The following is a 19,087-nucleotide window of genomic DNA, read 5'->3' on the forward strand; positions in this document are numbered from 1 at the left end:
TCAGGTTATTTAGCCTGACTCCTTTATGACGATTCTTTTTTATTGAGAGCAACAATGAACAAATACGATTATCTTAGGAAACATGCTCTAAGCAATGTTTTCATTTCACCAACTCAAGATAGACAGTGTATCATCGAGCCTTTCAGACTTACGCCAGTCTATGGAAAGAAACGATTCGCTACTGTTGATCTGTGGAGTTCTGTTAACCTACCAGACGATACATCCACTTGGCATGTCTATCAAATTGGTGCTATCCATCCCACAGTCTTGAACTTCTTTATCAAGTGTGATGATTGGACTAGCTTAGCTGATACCTGTAATGATCGTGGTATGTTGGCTGATGCTTACGTTGCATCTGGTTTCCAATTACCTAGATTTGATACCTTTTATCGTTATACTGAAAATAACAGCTTGATCTTAGCTGTTAAGTTTAACGACAAGTACAAGATTGATTTGGATGTTGAGCAGGTGTACTTGAGAGTATACTCTAATGCTTACTTCAACTCTGTGAGATCAACAGATATCCCTAAGGTAGTAGTCTTCGGTAAGAATGCTACTGCTGCTGATATCGATGCATTACACGAAAAAGAAACTGAACTACTTGCACATAACACTGGACTTGTCTCTTGCTATGTCAATGGTCTCTTAGTAAAGAGTTTCAACGATCATCCTCTAGAAGTAGGTGATAGTGCTGAATTAGTCTACGACTCTTCTGTCTATGATGTCATTGAATTCAAGGTAAAGACCCTGGAAGCATTTGAGAGTATCTTAGATAAGAAACGTAAGCTGTTGGTTCATAGACCAAAGAACGATTCTTTCCAGATTGATTATCAAGATGATATTGATGTCTATCTGATACAAAAGTTAGGAGCAGGTGGTCCTAGTGAACGTGGTGTTTATTACCATAAGAACGATGAAGACAGTCTCCGTAATCTGACTCATAGAGACTATTCAGTAGTTCCATCTTATATTAGAGAGTTCGCTAATACTTTCGAGAAGCTCTATGTTCCAAGAGCATCATTAGCTGCTGACGATATGTTTGTAAGATTACATATCAGAAATGCTGGTGTTAAGAGAGAGTTGAAGTTTGAACATCAACGTATCTTAGAACTCTATAAGCTTGCAGACTCTGAAATTATCAGAGCTATGGTTGGACTCGACTCTACTGTGGATGTCTGGGAAGCTGCTAATCTTGAAAACAGTGACTACATGTTAATGCTCAGAAGCATGTTCAATGATGTTACTGTGGAATTAGCTGAAAAAGCTTACATGTACAACGCTGCTAGTAAATACTTGGCTGACACTCCAGTTAAGATTACTCCTAGTCCTGTTTTAGCTGCTATCGAATTACCTTTGAGAGCTAGACACGGTTGTACTGTTTACGAATACGATGCAGAAGGTCTTCTCATTGGTTGGCATCATCACTACACTGGACTGAACTATGTTGTTAAATCTGATTTAACGGCCTATGCTGAGGTTATTGTGGGTTGGGGTGGCGATGTATTGGATGAGACTCCAGATGTTCGTACAGCCACTTTAAATGATGTCTACGGTTATCGTGTTTATTCGTCAAACAGAGTCGGTAACATCTTTACGAAATATAAAGACATTACTGGTACTGATAAATACACCGTAACCAATGGGTTGTTTGAATGGAAGAGTATCGATACTACTGAGTATCCTTTGCTCAGAAGTGATTCACGTTTCTACGCCAAGGATTACGAGATCTTCATGACTGCTGGTCAACTGGAGATAGAACTTGCAGCTAAGCAAGATCGTGGTACTGGATTGGCTCTGTACAAGATGGATGTCCCATTAGGTCAATTAGATGTCTTCCTCAATAAGAAATCTTTGATCCGTGGATTAGATTACTTCTACAGAGAAGGTAAGGTAATTATTACCAACAAGGAATATCTGAATGATCCATTGAGACTCAAACAGAATATCCATGTCCGTTTTGCTGGTTTCTGTAAGAAAGACCTCTCCATTATGGAGGAGGGAGATGTTGGATTCATTGAACATGGTCTCTTATCTAATAACAATAGATACGATATCCGTGATGATAAGGTTCAGCGAGTAATTGTTGGTGGTAGATTCTACCACAAAAACGATTTAGTATTCTCTGAATTCCATAGCGGAGTCAGTATTACTGATGACCACAACGGTTTACCTTATCTGGTGAAAGATATCTTAGTCCCAGTGAAACCATACACTGTGAGTGATACTTACGAGTTAAGAGATAAGTCAATTGCTACTGACAAGGTAGTGAGTGACTACATGACTATCAAGATCCCACAACCTCCTAGAGGTGATCTGGTGGCTATTCCAAGACGTTATCAAGTATTCAGTCCCTTCATTACGAAACTGATTATGGATCTGCGTTTAGGTTATCTCAGAATTCCACCTACAGCTAAGGGATACAGTAGACAAGAAGTATTGGATATCTGTAAACCCTATGAGTATTTGCTTGAGGCTGATCCTATTAAAGATCCTAACTCTCAAGATATAAGATACGTAGTTATCCATCCTCACCCAATGCCATACGTCATTGAGTTGAATCTGAACTCTTATAGATTCATTCACAAGGTCGTTGAAGAGTATTGCAGAGGTCTGGTAACTCTTTCACCTTCAGTAAAAACGGCTTAATAATGGAATTTAACTATGGCAACTAGTAATCCGAACATTATCGGCTCAGATGGAGCCGTACCGCAGTATGATCCCGATGGTAGATGGACTATCTGGAATCTAGATGAAATCTACATTGGTGGACCTGCGACTCGTAAATTCGTACCTAAGATCAACGACTACGTCCGTGATCTGGTTAATAGAAAAACTTTCATCATTACTGGTCTCAGTGCATTACTGATACCTACTATGGTTGATGTCAACGCTATCGATGGGGATGTGTTGGACGAAGATCTGATTATCGGCCCTAGTGCTGGTAGACAATCTGAAACCTACCGTGTCTATGTTGATGCTTCCACTGTGCCAGCTACACTTTGTGTGGATGCACGACTGAAGGTCATGGGTAGCATGACTAGCTATGCTAGAATCTTCCGTGGTACTGATTTGTCGGCAACTGGTGAAGTGGTATCTGTGGTTTACTCCAATGGTCAATATCTTGATGATAAGATCGCTCTGGAGTTGGCTGCTTACGATAGCCATGATAACCACACAATCAAGAATGTTCCACCTGCCCATACCAACAAGGTTATCAAAGATGGTGAACTTCTGACGTTGGTGATCTATAGCCAAACTGATCGAGTAGTAAGTAAGAAAGTGCTGATGGCTGAGAATACTTCTTACATTAGAAGTGTGAATGCTAATCAGAAGTACATCTCACATGTTTCGATCAAGACACCATTCTTGGATGTTACCGATACTCGTGTTATCAAGTATCCTATCAACGTTCCAGTAGCTGGTTTGAATATCTACGGTAATGTCCATTATAGTGATGGTAGTATCCGTAGCTTACCTGTAGATGGTACTAAGTTTAGACTGCTGGGTCTTGAATCGTTCGTAGCGACTATTGTTGGTCAAGAAGTACCTCTAGTATTGTCTTATCGTTTAGATGCTGATGAAACGGTCTATGGTGCGGTTTCTTCTGATGGTAAGTTCATCACTGAACCGTTTACTCTGCTGACTCAAGTCGAAAACGGTGTGTTCACTCCTAAGCTCTACGCTTACCCAGAGTGGAACAATACATTGAGTGTATATACGCTTCGTTGGTTCCTGATGGATCTGCGCCGTGATATCATGATTGATGTTACAGCATTTGTTCGCTTCAATGAGAACAGTGATGTCTGGGCTGGTAATACTTACAACAACATTCAGAATCTGTCTGTTCGTGTAAACTTGAGTGATGTCTCGGAATCCTTCCCTGACTACATTCATACTCAGACATTGTTTATCATCCTTCGCCGTGCAGGTAACGTGGCTGGTTCTAAGTTTGAGATTGGTTTTGAACCTAATCAAGCTAACCTCTTTGGTCAGAACCTTGAAGCTTCAGCAGCTATGACTAACCAGAATCTCTGGAAGGTTAACCTGAAGAATGATATCGGTAATATTGGTGCATGGATTGATCAACTCTATTACAACACTAAACCACTCTTCAATATCATCAGAGAAGACCGTGCTGTAATGCCTACCCACTTCGCTATCGTGGTGGATGGTGCTAGGTTCGAGCAACCAATCACATCTTGGGATAAAGACATTACTGTTAACAGTAACTTGGATCTTTACTCCAATATCTATATTGAGTTCTTGAAGATTGATGCTGGCAATACACTGAAGCTCTCAGTGGCTGGTCTCCCAATCAAGAAGGTATAAAGACGACATAAGTAGGAGTGGCCTAGGCCACTCCTTTTATGCCGATTAAGTAGTCTTAAGGTTGATAACATCAAGGTACACATTCAACATATGCTTCTTTTTATCTGTACTAAGGAGAAATCCTGGACTGAAGTCCGGGAAGAAGATAACCTCTTTACATTTCTCTTTAATCTCAGCAGGCGCCGAATCATCGATGACAGTGCTGAATCTATAAGACCTAATCTTTTTATCAGGTATGAATCGCCTCTCAAAATGCATTATATACACAATGTCTTGGCAATAGAACTTTACCGAATAACCTTTTATATCACCCTCAAACAGAAGACTATTTCTTCCATCTGTAGTGTGTTTTGTAACCACCCATTTACCAATGATTGCGTAAAAGAGATAAGTTAACCATTTAGATAAAGTAACCATACTTCTATTATCCCGAATAATAATGCATCGTAAAGGCTCGGATAACAATATAAAGTAATAGAGCTACTCTCACACTAATAACCAAGCTGTTATTTTTAGTGGTGGTTGCTTTTCTAACAATCTTCTCAGAGAGTTCTCTAATGCGTTTAATCTCGGCATCATTAGTTTTAGAAGACATGTAAATACCTTTAAGCCTGATCGAGAGATTGATCAGGTTGGCATTATTCTTCATAACGGTTCTATTATCAGAGAGATAATTGAAGCTATGCAGTAGAGTTAGTTTAACCAACTCCTCAATGTCTTTTGAGCTATGATAGCGATAGTTATCAGAGACCCATTCTAAAGTTTGCTCTACTAGTTTTCTCGGAGCGGTATGAACCACGCCTTCTAGTGCATCGAGAATCTCAGGCTTAATGAATGTATTTCTTTCTGGAAGAACGGAATACACATAGTTAACGTAAGATCCAAGATTCTTGGTCTTATCCTTTAGAACTTCTTCACCTTCAAATTCAAAAGAGTTTGAAGACGTTCTGATTTTGTTACCTCTCTCGTAGGTTTTCATAAACTCAGAGTAGATGTTCTTGAGCATGTCACGAATTCTACTTTGAGTATCCGTAATTGCATAGAGGATGGCATCATCGTCCATGTAATTATAGATTGTTTTGTAATGAAGACCTTGCTCACTACAGATATCTTTAGTACGATTTTCTAACAGTGCTGACCACGAACCGAACTGTTTGATAGCGAACTTATTACTCAATTGTGCGTATGTCGCAGCAGCAATTTGGGGGTCTGCTGGGAATTTGAAATAATTAAATAATAAGCTGGTTAAGAACTTATATAGAATAATCAAGTTTAAACTTTGAATTGTTCTCTCGATAGTTTTCTTGTTCAGCTTAGAAGTCATGAACTTGTGGATCAACCACATGCAGATATGCACGAAAACATCAGAAGAAACTATTCGTTCTGTATTGATGACCGAAAGAGCATGGAGCTGCTCTTCAATCTCGACATCATCAATCCCAATAACGTCCGAGTAGAATCGATTAAGATCGTCCACCGTAAACCTAACCACTTGCACTCCAGTTAGGTTCCCGCCAAAGAACGCCATATGGTCTTCGTTTTTATTAACGAAGGAGATCTGGAAGTTGTTGATCCTGTCTGCTAAACGTTGATCAATGTCAACGTAGTCAGCAAACGTTTCAAACATCTTATTGAGTTGCCCAATGGAAGAAGTCTTATTATCTTCCATCGCTAGGGCAAGACTACCTTCAAGAATCTTATCAAAGGTAGCCATTTCTTCCAGACTCAAACCAAGTACGTTATTTACAGCGTACATTATAAATTCCTACCAATGTAGCTGATAGCTTCAATCAGACCCTCGGCACCGTAGAACACTTTAATGCCGTTTCTCTCATACAGACTCTCGAAAGCCTTCTCAAGCTGAGGAGCATCATTACCAAGAACATTAGCTCTAGGGTTGAGGTTAATCAATTTCTGATAGACCTTAGTACCTTCTGAACCGCTATTGGTAGGAACGGACACCACCAAGATCGTATCATGGTTGGCGTTAGTTTCTTTGTAGGATTGGATCTTATCCACAATCTCTGGTCGGATAGCATCAGATGCTGTCATAACAGCAATGTTAGCCACCACATTAGAAGGATCGCTAGCTAAAGTAGTGAACTCATAGTTCTCATCTACTTCAGTAGCTTCTTCTTTAGTCAGTTTGTCTTTGAGGAGATTGAGTACTATCAAGGTATCATCTTCTTCCTTCAAAGCTTCTGTACCAACAATCGGATTAACACCATTGTCATCTTTGACACGAACATTCGTATTAAGATCAGGAGTATCCTCTTCTGGTTTAATCAGTGGTGTTTTTCTTAATGTAATGTTTAATGCTTTTGTGTAGACTTCAGAAAGGGGACCAGTCAGGATAACGCTATCCTTAACACCTTTGCTATCGTCATAGGTGAAACCGTCTTTTAATCTACCGTTGGTGTCTTGACCTTGCTTAACTTCGGAATAACCGTATTTGTTAGAGTTGCAAGAACTGCATTCTTCTAGTGCAGATTGAATAAGTGACATGATTTAAAACTCCTGTTATCTAAAGCCACCGACTTGTGCTCGGATTAATCGTTCGTAAGATTCTCTATCGTTCATGTGTGCGACTTTGCGCCAGATGGTACGTAGGTATTCATTATATTGTTCTCTAGAGTCTGAATAGGACTCTACGATTTCTCGAAAGGAGCCTAACTCAAAACCGCCTTTGAGTTTACCTTCATCTAACTTCACTCTATATTCATTATAGATGTAGGCTTTAGTACCTAATACGGCAAGTTCCGTAAAGTCTAAGATAGAACCGATCTGGATCTGAGACATAGAGGCATCATAAGCGAGTAGGCATCTGAGGAAGCCTGTTGCTTGTACTCTAGCTGTATCTCTGACCATGACGGTGTTCTCAGCTACGAGTTCGACTCTAGCTGTAGACGGCATGATAATAGTGTTTGCGGAATTAAACAAAGCTTCTGCTGCCTGTCCATTCGCAGTGATACTACAAGGATCATAGATAGCTGTTCTGTTATAAGCTGACAGAGTAGCTGCATCCATATAAGAAATACTTAGCACTGCTAGGATACTTCTACCTTGAGTTAAGTTCTTCGGAATGTGAAAAATTGTCGTGTATTCGTCGCTACTATCTCTAGCTAGGGAATGGGTAGGAATAATTACTTCCGATCCACCTACGATGTTAGCGTCTACAAATACCTTGGGTCTAATAACTTTATTCAGGATCTGTTCATCGAGATTTACTGAGGCTGGTGTCCACGAAAAGGTAAGTGGCTTAAAGACCTCTGTTAAAATCTCCCTTGGTATCGCAAACTTTATTTCAAAGATTGCTCTATCAATTGGGTTTAACTGCATAGCTTAACTCCATACAAAACTTATTTAGTCATATATCATTGCATCGAGTTTAAACGACTCTTTATCAATGATCCACTCTTTTAAGGAGCTTTAAAATGATTCGCCATATTTTATTAATCGTTAGTCTAGTATTCATTCACATGACCAGTGCATTAGCTGCTGATCCAGTACGAGTGAATAACAGATTAATAACTAGTGATTGGATTCCTTCAGTCAATAAGAACGTTAGCAAAGCGCAAGCTGACACTATCGTTCGTCATGTCTTTACAGAGGCCAAAAGACATAAGATTGACCCATTGCTTTTACTCGCTATTATCAAGAACGAATCGACCTTTAAAACGTCGGCAAAGTCTGGTAGTGGAGCAAGAGGTTTGATGCAAGTCCTACCTCGTTGGCACAAGGATAAAATCCGTGGTCGAAATATTAACGACATTGCAGTGAACATTGAAGTTGGTACTATCATCATCAATGACTGCTTGGAAAAGTATAACGATAATGTCAATCGTGCATTAGGTTGCTATTTGGGTGGTAGTAGCGGTAAGTACGTTGCCAAGATTGCTAAGACCCATCGTGAGCTGAAACAGACTTTGGTTACACAAATGTTCGTGAAAGAACAACCTGTAACTATTTTGTCTGAATTTAATAAGCCACGTCAATATCATGCCAAGCTGGCTGAGATGGAATATGAATATATCCTCGCCAGACTTAACGGTGATATTAAGGATATTTAATCATGTTCAACCTCCATCATACTGCCGAAAACTCTCATGAATTAGCTGATGCCTTCTACAAGGCTATTAAGGAATGTCCTTTTGAAAAGAACAAGGACTTGACTGGATGGGCTGATTCCAAGATCCTCTACGATATTGTGGTAGATCATTTCATGGGTGATAATGCGAAAGATGTTCACATCGGTCATAAGAAAATCACTATCGAAGATCCTGATCCAGCAATCAGTGACGATATGAACTCTTATCTGGTAGTGGAATTGATTACCTCCATCCTCACAGGTCGTGTGCAGATGGTGTACAAATTCCCTGTTGATTATTAAGGCAGCATAAAGGGAGTACCTCACGGTACTCTTTTTTTTGTTGTTTTAAAAAGTTTACGACAATATATCATTGATGTGTGTAATAGCGACATAAACATTTGAAAGGGTAACATGTCCGACATTATGAATCCGGTTACTGAAGAAGATCTGGCAGGTCAAGATATTCGTACCAACGAAATCATGGTCTCCCCACCTTCGTTCGCAATGCTGCGTTTCACATTCTTCTTGGATGTGCTCACTACTGACTTGCGTTTCAGTGACGATGTTCTGCCTAATGAAAAGCATTGGGGCATCATTGTCAAGTCCAAGGTGACTCGTGATCCTATTGTGGCAATCTGTGTGGCTGAAGAATCTATTCTGAAAGCTGCTCTCGACATGGTCCTCAAGAATCCTGATGCGATTCTCCAGATGAACGAAACCACGATCATCTGTGAACCAGTCACCAATACGGATGGCTCCAAAGCTATTCGTGTTCTGCAATCACTCACTGTGACCAATAGTCTCTTTGGTCATAACATCGAATCCATTGACTTCAATGAACTCGATCAAGATCAGTTGACCGATTTGCTCAAGATGCACAACAACATCGTCAAAGAGAAGTTGGCTGTCGATGAAGCAGAAGAGCAAGACCATACTTTTGGTCACGATGTCCAAACCGCAATTGTTGAAAATGCAGTTGTTGGTGAAGATGGCATCGTGCTCGGAAAAAGCGACGAGAACGCTTAAAAATCTCAAAACCTCTCATATCCACTTTTCTAAGGAATCCAAATGACAAAAGGTATCATGAACATCTATGGTTGCGGCGGCACTGGCATCAACATTGCTCGCCATATTGCGAATCGTTCACAGGAATTCAACTCCGATGCTTTTGCAGATCGTGAGATCTATTTCCTGGACACCTCAGCAAGCAACCTCGGTGGTCTGACTGCCAAAGATCCGAATGTCTACATCTACGAAGATGCAGACGGCGCTGGTAAGAATCGTCGCCATGTGGCTAATGTCATCATGGAAAACGTCAACCCAGTCCTGCTCAAGTTCAAGCCCGCTGAGATCAACATTGTCATTGCTTCCAACAGTGGTGGCTCTGGTTCTGTGATTGCACCGAGCCTGATCAGCGAGCTGCTCTCTCGTGGTGAGAATGTGATCTTCTTCGGCGTTAACAGTTACGAAGACCGCAAGGCACTGGAGAACGTGATTGCGTCCATGAAGACGTATGAATCGATCTCTAAGCTGCGCGAGAAGCCTGTGGTGGCCTGCATGTTCGAAAACGGTGTGGACTCGTCTGAGAACGCTGTGAACAAGCGTATCTCGGATAACGTGATCATGCTCTCTGCCCTGTTCTCTCGTAACAACGAAGGACTGGATACACAAGATCTGCGCAACTGGCTCAACTACGACAAGGTGACGCACTTTGCTCCTTCCTTCTCCCAATTGGTTATCCAGATTGGAGACGTGAATAAGAGCCCTGAGCATCATCTGATTGCCTCGGCTGTCCTGTCACCTAGCCGTGACAACCATAAGTCTTACGGCTTCATGGTGGACTATCAGACGGTTGGGTATTTCGATCAAAAGAAGACCAATGATCAGCTCAACAACGAGCCGGTCAACTATCTGATCTACGACGGCACGATTGAAGCTATGTTCAAGAAGCAGCAAAAAATGCTGCAAGACATGGACGAGGAAGCTCGTGCACGCACCAGCAAGCGTAGCATCCTCAGCAGCGGTGACAAGGCTGAGAGCAATGGCTTGATGTTCTGATAATCAAAGAGCTACTACCTTCGGGTAGTAGCTTTTATGATTGCAAATTTTATCTTTATTCAACATATAGAATGTTTAAAATTTTACAAGCGTTTTATATATTGTGTAGAGTAGGGGCTTTATGACAATCCCGTACTTTTGAAAGGGTATAAATGTCGTATATTCTCATATCCAATGTGGGAACTTTACTGTGTAAGTATAAACCTATAATCAGTGCTGAATTTAGGGAGATCCTTTCATTTGTAAAGCAACCAACGGATACTTTCGATTTAGGTAATTGGTTTGAATGGTCGTTCAATCATATTTTGAAAGAACGATTCTTCATAGATGTCAGAGGCCACACTGTCAATGCCATTTACCGCGATATCTTCAGTGCCATCGAACCAGAGTACATTAGAGCATTTGTTTATTGTTTAGACCAGAATGCCAATATTCTCGATAGGCTTCCACAGAACCTAACAGCAAAAGCAGTGCTATCAAATGAAAACGTTATCATCGCAACAACTGCTAAGATTGATATCTAGGAACAACAAGATGATTATTCAAGATCCGATGGAGTTCTTTAAGATACCTGAGCATGTTGTAACAATCAACATCGTGGATGTCGTCAATCGTTTCACAACAATGATTGAAGAGTACCTCATCGAAATGGAGCCAGCTTACATCACTAATAGTGGTGCAAAGGTTATTGTTAAGAAGTCAGATAAAATCCTCGATTCTAAAGGTGAGGTAGTGGCTTTTGAGAATTTCCTGAAGCTGGATGGTGATTATCTGCTCAATGGTAATCCCATTGTGCTCAACTCCCTCAGTTCTAGAAAGAATTATCGACCCAGAACCAAGATTGCAATTGCAACCGAGATTCTGATTGCATTCGTAAAGGATGATATCTCAAAGCGCTCCAACTGGGAAGCAGTCTTTGATGTCTACGAGGCTATTGAGCCCTACATCGATAGAAAGTACGATGTCAATGATGTTTGTGGGTACATTGTCGAACGCATTGATCCGTTCATCAGATCCATTATCGATCATTATCATGGAAAGGATTGGAATGTCCATGAAGTGGAATATGATGGATTCCGTCTTACATTGAAGCGCTACGGTGACTGGCGTGCTTACATGTGGAATCAACAGCAATATGATAAGCAACAGCAAGATACCGAACAATCCTAATGAACGCTGCTACATCATTAATCTGCGTGTAGCAGAAGACCATGTAGCAGCCTATGTTCGTAGGAAGTGGGTGAAGGAAGGTATTGATCACAACAACCTCATCCACACTGTGCAAACACATTTAGAGAAGTTTGTGTTTGGAATTGCACAATCAATTGGAAAGTACTACTCTCCGAAAGAATCGTTGCAGTTAGTTGAGGATATCTCTGGTTTGATGGAGTTACTCACAGTACAGTATTCTATCCATAATGGTGCAACGTTAGAGGATGGACTTCTACAAGCTCAACACTTAAAAAAGATGGTTGAGGATTATATTCTTCAACAACTATCAGCGGCAATGAGTAACCATGGTGTCTTTAACCCAACTATCAAGAGATACAGCGCTCGTCCACAGAATGACAAAGGATTCCTTTTCTGTTGTTGAGAGGGGATCACGCACTTTTTCGTTGTCAGTAGGTGACTTTGCTTATCTTTTCGAGAGTGCTCAACAAGGTTTCTTTTCTGCATTGAGAAGGAACTTTAGCTTCTGGCATTTGTTCTACTATGCTTTGGAGTGTCCTACATTGGATGACTTCATGAGCATTATGGATGATGAATTAGAGTACAGTCTCGATTTCATGAGTATAGACCACAGTGTCTTATACCTAGGGTTAGAGTATTTCTATACGATGCTTTTCGATAGATACCTCATGCCACAATTCACACTCTTGAACCTAGATTTCAATCACAGTCAGAGAATCAAGGTTTTAGGTAAGGAAGGATTAGTCGTATGGCTAAATGTAAATTGATCTTGCGTAAACTGGTTTTGGATGATAAAATATCCACTGCTGTAATGAAAAGTTTACTGGATGCTATTGATATTTTTGAAAACACAGGTGGTTCTACAATTGACCGCGATGGGTTTTTGGATGCACTGGTTGATGGTATCAATATCTGTAAGGTAAACAATGCAGTTCAGATGACTTATCTGAATTGGCTTATCTACGATAGCATTCAAGTACTTGAAGGCTTTAGCGATAATAGTTACGATGATTTGGAAAGCGTAACACGTAAAACTCTCACGTATTTGATGAAACTCGTGGCTGACAATCCTGATGCTTGTAAAGCCTACGTAAGTTTCGAGGATATATCTTCTGATGGTGAATTAACCTTAATTCTGGAAGATCGTGAAATGAATTTTAAAGGTAAAATAGACAACGATGTGAGGGACATGTTCTTAGAAACCAATACTGGAGATCACATGAACGTTTCTCTTCGTGAACATCTTGCAATCCTTGGTGAACTAGACAACCGATATGATGGTCTGTTAGATTATCCTCAGATTATCACAGACATCCTCAATCGACTCGATAGAAAGATCGAAGATAAGTTGGATATTAAACGTGCCGTATCAGGTATCAATCTCAATGATTATCTGCTACGGGAAGATCTCGTCGTTAATGAATACGATGGTGATGAGTACAACAAGAAAAACCACGAGCTTCTCATGGCGCTAGCTATGAAGCTTATGGAAACTGTCTTAGCGTTGAAGATTCATCGCAATGACCGAATGCATTATGTGCCTTTGCCGGTGGATGCATGTGGAATTTGTGTATTCATTGCAGAGCCATTTGTTGGAAACATAAATGTCAAAGAAATTGGCTTCTTTTAGTCCATCAGAAGCCTTCTCTATCATCAACGATATGATGAAGGCATCTGGTGAGACGATTCCTTTCAGAGCTATTAACGAAGTCATTGTCTACCTTGTCGAGAACATGGATCTGAACATGGCCTACGCTAGTAGCTTCTGGAATATCAAAGCACTCTCAAAGTTTGCTACTGATACTGGAACCATGCCGAATCTAGTCAAGCTTACGCAGCAACAATTAAATCTTGTGATGAATATGTTGCAGCCAGTAGGTCTGGCTTTGTTCGGTATCATTTACCAGAATAAACTTTTCAAGGAGGGAGGTAGAGATACCTTTCCTTATATTGTCGTAGATGTCAATAATGGAATGGTTATTTTGGAAGAGGATACCATTTAAAAGGAATTTGAAATGGGTACTTTAAAGAATGGTTCCAAATACACGTTCGCTACGATTGCACCAGCAGTCTTAGGGCACAATTTCAGAAACATGGTACTGGAGGGTGAGTTTAGCTATCGTCTGGCAGCTAAGACTTATCCTGTGGATACTACAGCCGCTATGGTAGCCGCTTACCTACCAGAAGGCATCAGTCGTGATCAGACCACTTATACCTACTACCTCTTCAGGTCTGAGGACAGTGGTAGTGATCTGATGATTGCATCTGAATGGATCAGAACTGATTCTATTCAGGAGAGTCTTGACACCTATCAAGACATTCGCATCCATGGCGCGTCTCAAAAGGACATCGCCATTATCAAGAATATTCTGGGACTGGCTGGTTTCAGCACAGTGAGTGTTCTCTCCACCTAACCGTTAGGAGATTTGTTTGTTTAACTCAACAGGAGGCATCATGCTTAGTAGATATTAGTTAATCTAGGAGCATGTATGTCAAGAACTATCCGCCGTATTCATCCTCGTCACCAAAAGTGGTACTACAAGGATTACAACATCGTTAAAGAAATCGAACACTTCGGTGAGTTCTACGATGGTAATTTCTGTTACGCTACCCACTACCTGAGCGTCGAGGGTTTCTACGATGAGAACTACAGACGAGATCCCGGTCTGATCGTTGCTTTGAAGAAAGCTCAAGCAGCTAACGATAAGGATCTCTGGGCTAGACTCAATGGGGCTGGTCCCATTGATCTCAGAGTTTGCAAGGGCTACACTGAGTACGAAAAACGTGCTTGGCGTCAATCCTTCAAGCAAAACAAAAACGTCGCAGATTACGAAGATTGGGACTACGTTAAGTACCCCAAGCTGCGTTCCTTCACCTGGCGTCAGTACTAATATTAGGGCAGCCTCAGGGCTGTCCTTTTATGTTGTCTATTTTTCTTTTTGAAAAAACCTATATAGTATGTATTGAAAAAAGAAGAGTTCTAAAGACCCACGTCGATATGCACCCGTTTTGGTTCCTCGTCCAAAATAAAGGGTCTTTATGTAAGAGGTAGACAGAGCTATAAATAACACTAGGTGGATTCGAGTCGTTGTTCCTTTACCACCATATCGTCAGGCGAAGACGTATAAGATGTTATTAAATAGTTTCCACTAATCGGTGTAAGGTGGAACCTGTAAAAACAAAAAGGTGCATATTTTGTTGTTGTGTTGTTGAAGCGAGAGGGTAGGGGTGGCCATTGGGCTGCCCCTACCTTTATGCCGCGTCTTTTTCATTTTGTAATTATTATCAGCTAGACCTATCTTTTGTGTGAAGTAGAAAGGTAGAAAAAAGATGTCTTCGGAATTTAAAAATCCATTCCTGCTCCCTGCTGAGCACTATACTCGTGATATCAGTCCAGTGAAACATTACGTTGAGCAGGCTGCACATTTCCTCCATACTACCAAAGGTATTGCGGTGGAGCGAGCACGAGAGCTAGTAATTGAGAAGATCAAGAATCGTGAGTTCCCTCGTATGAGAGATCCGATGGTTACGTATCTGTACCGAGATGAAGATACTGGTGATCGTCGTGTAGAACGTATTCCTCTGAGTAGATACATCGGTGAAGTAATTAAGAATCGTGAGATCATGGCACCCACCATGACTACGTACATGCCTCCAGATAAACGTCAGAGTATTCTGGCACTGGATATTGATGATAAGGTTAAGCAACGTGGTGTAGCTAAGAAAGCCATGTTTGCAGCAGAAGCTCGTGGTGATAAGGTTCGTCAGTTCTTCGAGAACATTACACAAAAGGGTACTAAGCTTCAAAACAATAGTATCTCTGGTGCCCATGCAACACCAAGTAATCCATTGTTTAATCCATCTAGTCACAGCACGCTCACTAGTAACTGCCGTATGACTAGTGGTTATGGTAATGCAAACAACGAGAAGCTACTCTCGGGTAATCGACATTACTTTAACTTTAACATCATCCTCAACAATATCGTTAGTATTACTAGTTATAGTGATTATACGAAGATTGCTGCTGCAATGGAGAAGTACGGTCTTCATACTCCTTCAGTAGATGATGTCATGGATTGCATTATCTACAGTGCTTCGCTCTATGGTTTGGATATGAACCGTAACATGTTGAAGGTTCGATCCTACGTTGAGAGACTCAACGGTCTGCAACGTGCTGCTTTCGTCTATACTGGTGACCTGCACCACATCAAGAAGCACAATGAAGCTTTTATGCGTGATCTGATTACACGTTTGATTACCAAGGTAGAAGATAAACAAATCGACAATGCAGTCAGTGTTGTAAAGACACTGAATGAAGACCACGTTGTGGTTGCTCATCAAATCTGTAGCGTGGAGATGGAAGGTAAAGGTAAAGATTACAAGGCTATTGAAGGAACCAAGGAACTCAATACCTTGGCTGCTACTAGTTTGAACGTTAGCCAAACTATCCATGACTTCACTGATTTCATCGATGCATTCTTGGTAACTAAGAACATTCCTGCTGCTACTCCCTACTTCCCAGACAGTATTCGTCGTGCTGCTCTGATCAGTGATACAGACTCGACCATCTTTACCGTCAAGGATTGGCAGATTTGGTATCACGGTAAACTGGGTTTCCATCCAGAGGCTATTGCAGTTGGTGCTATGATGGTGTTCTTGGCTAGTCAGTCGATCATTAATGTATTGGCTATTATGTCTAAGAATGCTGGCGTGGAGGATTCACGTCTTCGTCAGATTGCGATGAAGAACGAGTTCTATTATCCAGTGATTGTTCCTACCAAGGTGGCTAAACATTACTTTGGTGTGATTAGCTGTCAAGAGGGTAACGTCTACACAGAAGCGAAGTACAAGTTTGATATTAAGGGCGTTCACCTTAAGTCTTCCAATGCGCCTAAACATATCAATGAAGCTGCACAGAAACTGATGAAGGATATCCTTTATACAGTTCGTAAGGGTGAATTGATTAAGATTGAAGAGAAACTCACATTCGTTGCCGATATTGAACGTGAGATCTATAAAGGTATTGCTGATGCTGATACCAAGTTCTTCCGTCTGGGTGAAATCAAGACTAGTGAGTCTTACACCAAACCACCAATGGAATCTAACTACATGCATTACCTGTTGTGGAAGGGTTGCTTTGCTGATAAGTACGGTGACTTTGGAGAGCCTCCATATCAAGTGCTTCGTGTTAAGACTAAACTGGATACTCCTGGTGCTACTAAAGAGTGGCTTGATGCCATGGAAGACAAAGTTCTGTCTAAACGTATTGCTGGTTGGCTACATGCAAATGGAAAGGATCAAATCCCTACTATGCAGATTCCAATTCAAGCGGCAGCAGGTAAGGGTATCCCTAAGGAGATTCTGGCTGCAATCGATACTCGTGAAATGGTAGTAAATCTGTCTAAGGTTTTCTATCTGATTCTCGAAACTCTGGGTTTCCATTTCTTGAATGAAAAGAAAACCACACTCATTAGCGACTATTACTAAAAGGTAAAAGACATGGAAAAATTAGCACCACGTAAGAAGACTGACTATTTGGTTGTTCACTGTTCTGCTACTAAACCGTCTCAGGATATTGGCGTAGCCGAAATTACCAATAACCATTTAGAACAAGGCTGGACTACTATCGGTTACCATTTCGTTATCCGACGAAACGGACAGGTAGAGGATGGCCGTGATATGTTCTCTATTGGGGCACATGTCTTTGGATGGAATACTGTCACTTTAGGCATTTGCCTAATTGGTGGTGTCAAAGAAGAAGATGGTGTAACAGGTGAAGTCAACTATACCAATGAACAAATCGCTAGCCTCATTGGTTTGTTGGTGAAGTTAAAGAGACAATGGCCTCAAGCTGAAATTTGTGGTCATCATGATTTTCCTGGTGTTACTAAGGAATGTCCGTGCTTTGATGTCAAGGAATGGGTAAAAACCATTCCTGAACTCAATAAGCAAAAGCAACCTGATGCATCCGATGTTTGGATTGCCAATCTCTTCAAGGAAAAGTTTGGTGAAGTAAAGGAACACTGGGTATCGGATTGCCTCACAGATGAAATTAAACAAGTCATCTATGAGAACAAACTTGGTATCATTGTTGATGAGTATGGACCTGGTGAAGTAGGACACGTAGAAGGTAATCTGTTAGCTTTACCTATTTCAGAGAAGCTACTGAAGTCTTCTAAGTGTTATGCTTTCGAGAATGGTATCTTTGAGAACTATTTCATTTCAGATATCAGATCGTACAAGATCGAAGAAGCAACTGATACTACACCTAAACGTTACATTCTCACTACTGATACTGGTAGTGTGATTAAATACGATAATCAAGGTGTCATCTATGTTCAATTCAAACCCGGTGAAGTAAAACTTGGAAAGGATAACTATGTTAAACAGTGATCTTAACTCGATTATTGGATTGCATAATAACAATCCCGAAATCTTCGAGAAAGAATACTACATCGTAGAACGTGGTCTAGATGGTCGTATTAAAGCTGTTCACGCTTATTCTAAGAAGAATAAGTTTGAAATGATTAGTGTGGCTAATGGACAGATCCTTATCGTTAAGAAACCATCTCATCTGAATATGGTTGTTGAAAATGATATGGGACCACACCCTGACGTTGTAATAGATTTGCTTGAATCTATTACTGAACTTAACCAGCAGTCGTTTAGCATCACTGAAGTCTCCAAGTTTGAGCTACTTGATCTTACTAAGACATATTAACTAAAAAGGTATCCTTCGGGATACCTTTTATGTCGTATAACCAAATAAAAACATTTCAGCGATATATACTTAATGTGAGTTAAGAGTAATCTTAATTCATTTACCTTTCTAGGAAAACAAGTCTGGTGGTGAGATCTACTCATCTGGTAACCGCCTAGGACTCTAAACTTTAGATGTTAAACTTCACCTATGATTGAATAGGCGATCCTCTGGCTAAGGACGTATAAATCAAAAGTCTCTGCTTTTAAGAAAGGTCGGGTTAGCCACCGATACTCTTAATAGTGGAGCATATTTTCTAACCGCTTAACGAGTGATGATCGTTAAGTATTTTAAGGAGTTTCATCATGGATCTTATCCCACACGTTGACGCACACATCTTCAATCAAGTTCAAACGCAAGGTCGGAGCATTCCTGCGATCATTCCCTTTACGGTTGAAGGTGGACGTTTCAACATCCACCTCGACCACATGGTTGATCACCCAACCGGTAAGGTTGTAGCCAGTGGCGACACTGTTTGCTCTGGCCCCATGGTTGACAACGATCAAGTCAAGTATGATTGGATCGTCTGTGAACTGCCTAAGTAATTAGGCGTCATAAAAGACTCCCCTTACGGAGAGTCTTTTTTTTTTGTTTATTTGATCTTCATAGACAGAAGCATCAACTGTGTTTTGACTGAAGCGAACTCTGTATTGACTAAC

Annotated in this window: 20 protein-coding genes; 17 read left to right on the forward strand and 3 right to left on the reverse strand. The window is 40.8% G+C overall.

The window, feature by feature from the left end:
- Positions 1 to 54 precede the first annotated feature (54 nt).
- Entirely contained in the window at positions 55 to 2,646 is a 2,592-nt protein-coding gene (locus RR877_RS01235; RefSeq protein ID WP_332627564.1) for a hypothetical protein, read from the forward strand.
- A gap of 15 nt (positions 2,647 to 2,661) precedes the next feature.
- Positions 2,662 to 4,329, forward strand: a complete 1,668-nt coding sequence (locus RR877_RS01240) for a hypothetical protein (RefSeq protein ID WP_332627566.1) — start codon at positions 2,662 to 2,664, stop codon at positions 4,327 to 4,329.
- Positions 4,330 to 4,753: 424 nt separating this feature from the next.
- Here the strand turns inward: RR877_RS01240 and RR877_RS01245 are convergent, their stop codons facing one another.
- The 3 genes from RR877_RS01245 to RR877_RS01255 are packed head-to-tail and all read right to left on the reverse strand — an operon-like array spanning position 4,754 to position 7,668.
- On the reverse strand, positions 4,754 to 6,085 hold the full coding sequence (locus tag RR877_RS01245) for a hypothetical protein (protein WP_332627567.1): 1,332 nt from the start codon (positions 6,083 to 6,085) through the stop codon (positions 4,754 to 4,756).
- Positions 6,085 to 6,834: a hypothetical protein gene (locus tag RR877_RS01250; protein WP_332627568.1), complete on the reverse strand. Its 750-nt coding sequence runs from the start codon at positions 6,832 to 6,834 to the stop codon at positions 6,085 to 6,087. The genes RR877_RS01245 and RR877_RS01250 overlap by 1 nt, the downstream gene beginning before the upstream one ends.
- 15 nt (positions 6,835 to 6,849) lie before the next feature.
- Complete coding sequence (locus tag RR877_RS01255; protein ID WP_332627569.1) at positions 6,850 to 7,668, reverse strand: hypothetical protein; 819 nt, start codon at positions 7,666 to 7,668, stop codon at positions 6,850 to 6,852.
- A 95-nt stretch (positions 7,669 to 7,763) separates the two neighbouring features.
- Here RR877_RS01255 and RR877_RS01260 point away from each other — a divergent pair, with 95 nt between their 5' ends.
- The 15 genes from RR877_RS01260 to RR877_RS01330 all read left to right on the forward strand — a co-directional run bounded on the left by RR877_RS01260 (position 7,764) and on the right by RR877_RS01330 (position 18,973).
- Complete coding sequence (locus RR877_RS01260) at positions 7,764 to 8,399, forward strand: lytic transglycosylase domain-containing protein (protein ID WP_332627570.1); 636 nt, start codon at positions 7,764 to 7,766, stop codon at positions 8,397 to 8,399.
- 2 nt (positions 8,400 to 8,401) lie between these two features.
- The gene (locus RR877_RS01265) at positions 8,402 to 8,719 is read left to right on the forward strand and encodes a hypothetical protein (protein WP_332627572.1); all 318 of its coding nucleotides are present in this window, start codon (positions 8,402 to 8,404) and stop codon (positions 8,717 to 8,719) included.
- Between the two features lie 111 nt (positions 8,720 to 8,830).
- Entirely contained in the window at positions 8,831 to 9,445 is a 615-nt protein-coding gene (locus tag RR877_RS01270) for a hypothetical protein (protein ID WP_332627573.1), read from the forward strand.
- A 42-nt stretch (positions 9,446 to 9,487) separates the two neighbouring features.
- Positions 9,488 to 10,477: a hypothetical protein gene (locus tag RR877_RS01275; RefSeq protein ID WP_332627574.1), complete on the forward strand. Its 990-nt coding sequence runs from the start codon at positions 9,488 to 9,490 to the stop codon at positions 10,475 to 10,477.
- A 152-nt stretch (positions 10,478 to 10,629) separates the two neighbouring features.
- The gene (locus tag RR877_RS01280; RefSeq protein WP_332627576.1) at positions 10,630 to 11,001 is read left to right on the forward strand and encodes a hypothetical protein; all 372 of its coding nucleotides are present in this window, start codon (positions 10,630 to 10,632) and stop codon (positions 10,999 to 11,001) included.
- Between the two features lie 10 nt (positions 11,002 to 11,011).
- On the forward strand, positions 11,012 to 11,647 hold the full coding sequence (locus RR877_RS01285; protein ID WP_332627577.1) for a hypothetical protein: 636 nt from the start codon (positions 11,012 to 11,014) through the stop codon (positions 11,645 to 11,647).
- 70 nt (positions 11,648 to 11,717) lie between these two features.
- On the forward strand, positions 11,718 to 12,071 hold the full coding sequence (locus tag RR877_RS01290) for a hypothetical protein (protein WP_332627579.1): 354 nt from the start codon (positions 11,718 to 11,720) through the stop codon (positions 12,069 to 12,071).
- 345 nt (positions 12,072 to 12,416) lie between these two features.
- Positions 12,417 to 13,298 (forward strand): hypothetical protein, encoded by an 882-nt coding sequence (locus RR877_RS01295; protein ID WP_332627581.1) that lies wholly within the window; start codon positions 12,417 to 12,419, stop codon positions 13,296 to 13,298.
- Entirely contained in the window at positions 13,273 to 13,671 is a 399-nt protein-coding gene (locus tag RR877_RS01300; RefSeq protein ID WP_332627582.1) for a hypothetical protein, read from the forward strand. The genes RR877_RS01295 and RR877_RS01300 overlap by 26 nt, the downstream gene beginning before the upstream one ends.
- Before the next feature lie 12 nt (positions 13,672 to 13,683).
- The gene (locus RR877_RS01305; protein WP_332627583.1) at positions 13,684 to 14,082 is read left to right on the forward strand and encodes a phage DNA polymerase-associated SH3 family protein; all 399 of its coding nucleotides are present in this window, start codon (positions 13,684 to 13,686) and stop codon (positions 14,080 to 14,082) included.
- A 75-nt stretch (positions 14,083 to 14,157) separates the two neighbouring features.
- The gene (locus RR877_RS01310) at positions 14,158 to 14,559 is read left to right on the forward strand and encodes a hypothetical protein (protein ID WP_332627585.1); all 402 of its coding nucleotides are present in this window, start codon (positions 14,158 to 14,160) and stop codon (positions 14,557 to 14,559) included.
- Positions 14,560 to 14,998: 439 nt separating this feature from the next.
- Entirely contained in the window at positions 14,999 to 17,155 is a 2,157-nt protein-coding gene (locus RR877_RS01315) for a family B DNA polymerase (RefSeq protein WP_332627587.1), read from the forward strand.
- A 12-nt stretch (positions 17,156 to 17,167) separates the two neighbouring features.
- Positions 17,168 to 18,061 carry an N-acetylmuramoyl-L-alanine amidase gene (locus RR877_RS01320; protein WP_332627589.1) on the forward strand — a complete coding sequence of 298 codons (894 nt, stop codon included), beginning with the start codon at positions 17,168 to 17,170 and terminating at the stop codon, positions 18,059 to 18,061.
- Complete coding sequence (locus RR877_RS01325; RefSeq protein WP_332627590.1) at positions 18,048 to 18,389, forward strand: hypothetical protein; 342 nt, start codon at positions 18,048 to 18,050, stop codon at positions 18,387 to 18,389. The genes RR877_RS01320 and RR877_RS01325 overlap by 14 nt, the downstream gene beginning before the upstream one ends.
- Before the next feature lie 344 nt (positions 18,390 to 18,733).
- The gene (locus RR877_RS01330) at positions 18,734 to 18,973 is read left to right on the forward strand and encodes a hypothetical protein (protein ID WP_332627592.1); all 240 of its coding nucleotides are present in this window, start codon (positions 18,734 to 18,736) and stop codon (positions 18,971 to 18,973) included.
- The last annotated feature ends 114 nt before the right edge of the window (positions 18,974 to 19,087 follow it).

The sequence above is a fragment of the Aurantimicrobium sp. genome (assembly GCF_036667855.1).
Classification (GTDB): Bacteria; Actinomycetota; Actinomycetes; order Actinomycetales; family Microbacteriaceae; genus Aurantimicrobium.

Excerpts from the sequence above, each read along its gene's own strand:
- RR877_RS01235 (WP_332627564.1), top strand. The coding sequence starts at position 55 with ATGAACAAATACGATTATCTTAGGAAACATGCTCTAAGCAATGTTTTC.
- RR877_RS01240 (WP_332627566.1), top strand. The coding sequence starts at position 2,662 with ATGGCAACTAGTAATCCGAACATTATCGGCTCAGATGGAGCCGTACCG.
- RR877_RS01245 (WP_332627567.1), bottom strand. The coding sequence starts at position 6,085 with ATGTACGCTGTAAATAACGTACTTGGTTTGAGTCTGGAAGAAATGGCT.
- RR877_RS01250 (WP_332627568.1), bottom strand. The coding sequence starts at position 6,834 with ATGTCACTTATTCAATCTGCACTAGAAGAATGCAGTTCTTGCAACTCT.
- RR877_RS01255 (WP_332627569.1), bottom strand. The coding sequence starts at position 7,668 with ATGCAGTTAAACCCAATTGATAGAGCAATCTTTGAAATAAAGTTTGCG.
- RR877_RS01260 (WP_332627570.1), top strand. The coding sequence starts at position 7,764 with ATGATTCGCCATATTTTATTAATCGTTAGTCTAGTATTCATTCACATG.
- RR877_RS01265 (WP_332627572.1), top strand. The coding sequence starts at position 8,402 with ATGTTCAACCTCCATCATACTGCCGAAAACTCTCATGAATTAGCTGAT.
- RR877_RS01270 (WP_332627573.1), top strand. The coding sequence starts at position 8,831 with ATGTCCGACATTATGAATCCGGTTACTGAAGAAGATCTGGCAGGTCAA.
- RR877_RS01275 (WP_332627574.1), top strand. The coding sequence starts at position 9,488 with ATGACAAAAGGTATCATGAACATCTATGGTTGCGGCGGCACTGGCATC.
- RR877_RS01280 (WP_332627576.1), top strand. The coding sequence starts at position 10,630 with ATGTCGTATATTCTCATATCCAATGTGGGAACTTTACTGTGTAAGTAT.
- RR877_RS01285 (WP_332627577.1), top strand. The coding sequence starts at position 11,012 with ATGATTATTCAAGATCCGATGGAGTTCTTTAAGATACCTGAGCATGTT.
- RR877_RS01295 (WP_332627581.1), top strand. The coding sequence starts at position 12,417 with ATGGCTAAATGTAAATTGATCTTGCGTAAACTGGTTTTGGATGATAAA.
- RR877_RS01300 (WP_332627582.1), top strand. The coding sequence starts at position 13,273 with ATGTCAAAGAAATTGGCTTCTTTTAGTCCATCAGAAGCCTTCTCTATC.
- RR877_RS01305 (WP_332627583.1), top strand. The coding sequence starts at position 13,684 with ATGGGTACTTTAAAGAATGGTTCCAAATACACGTTCGCTACGATTGCA.
- RR877_RS01310 (WP_332627585.1), top strand. The coding sequence starts at position 14,158 with ATGTCAAGAACTATCCGCCGTATTCATCCTCGTCACCAAAAGTGGTAC.
- RR877_RS01315 (WP_332627587.1), top strand. The coding sequence starts at position 14,999 with ATGTCTTCGGAATTTAAAAATCCATTCCTGCTCCCTGCTGAGCACTAT.
- RR877_RS01320 (WP_332627589.1), top strand. The coding sequence starts at position 17,168 with ATGGAAAAATTAGCACCACGTAAGAAGACTGACTATTTGGTTGTTCAC.
- RR877_RS01325 (WP_332627590.1), top strand. The coding sequence starts at position 18,048 with ATGTTAAACAGTGATCTTAACTCGATTATTGGATTGCATAATAACAAT.
- RR877_RS01330 (WP_332627592.1), top strand. The coding sequence starts at position 18,734 with ATGGATCTTATCCCACACGTTGACGCACACATCTTCAATCAAGTTCAA.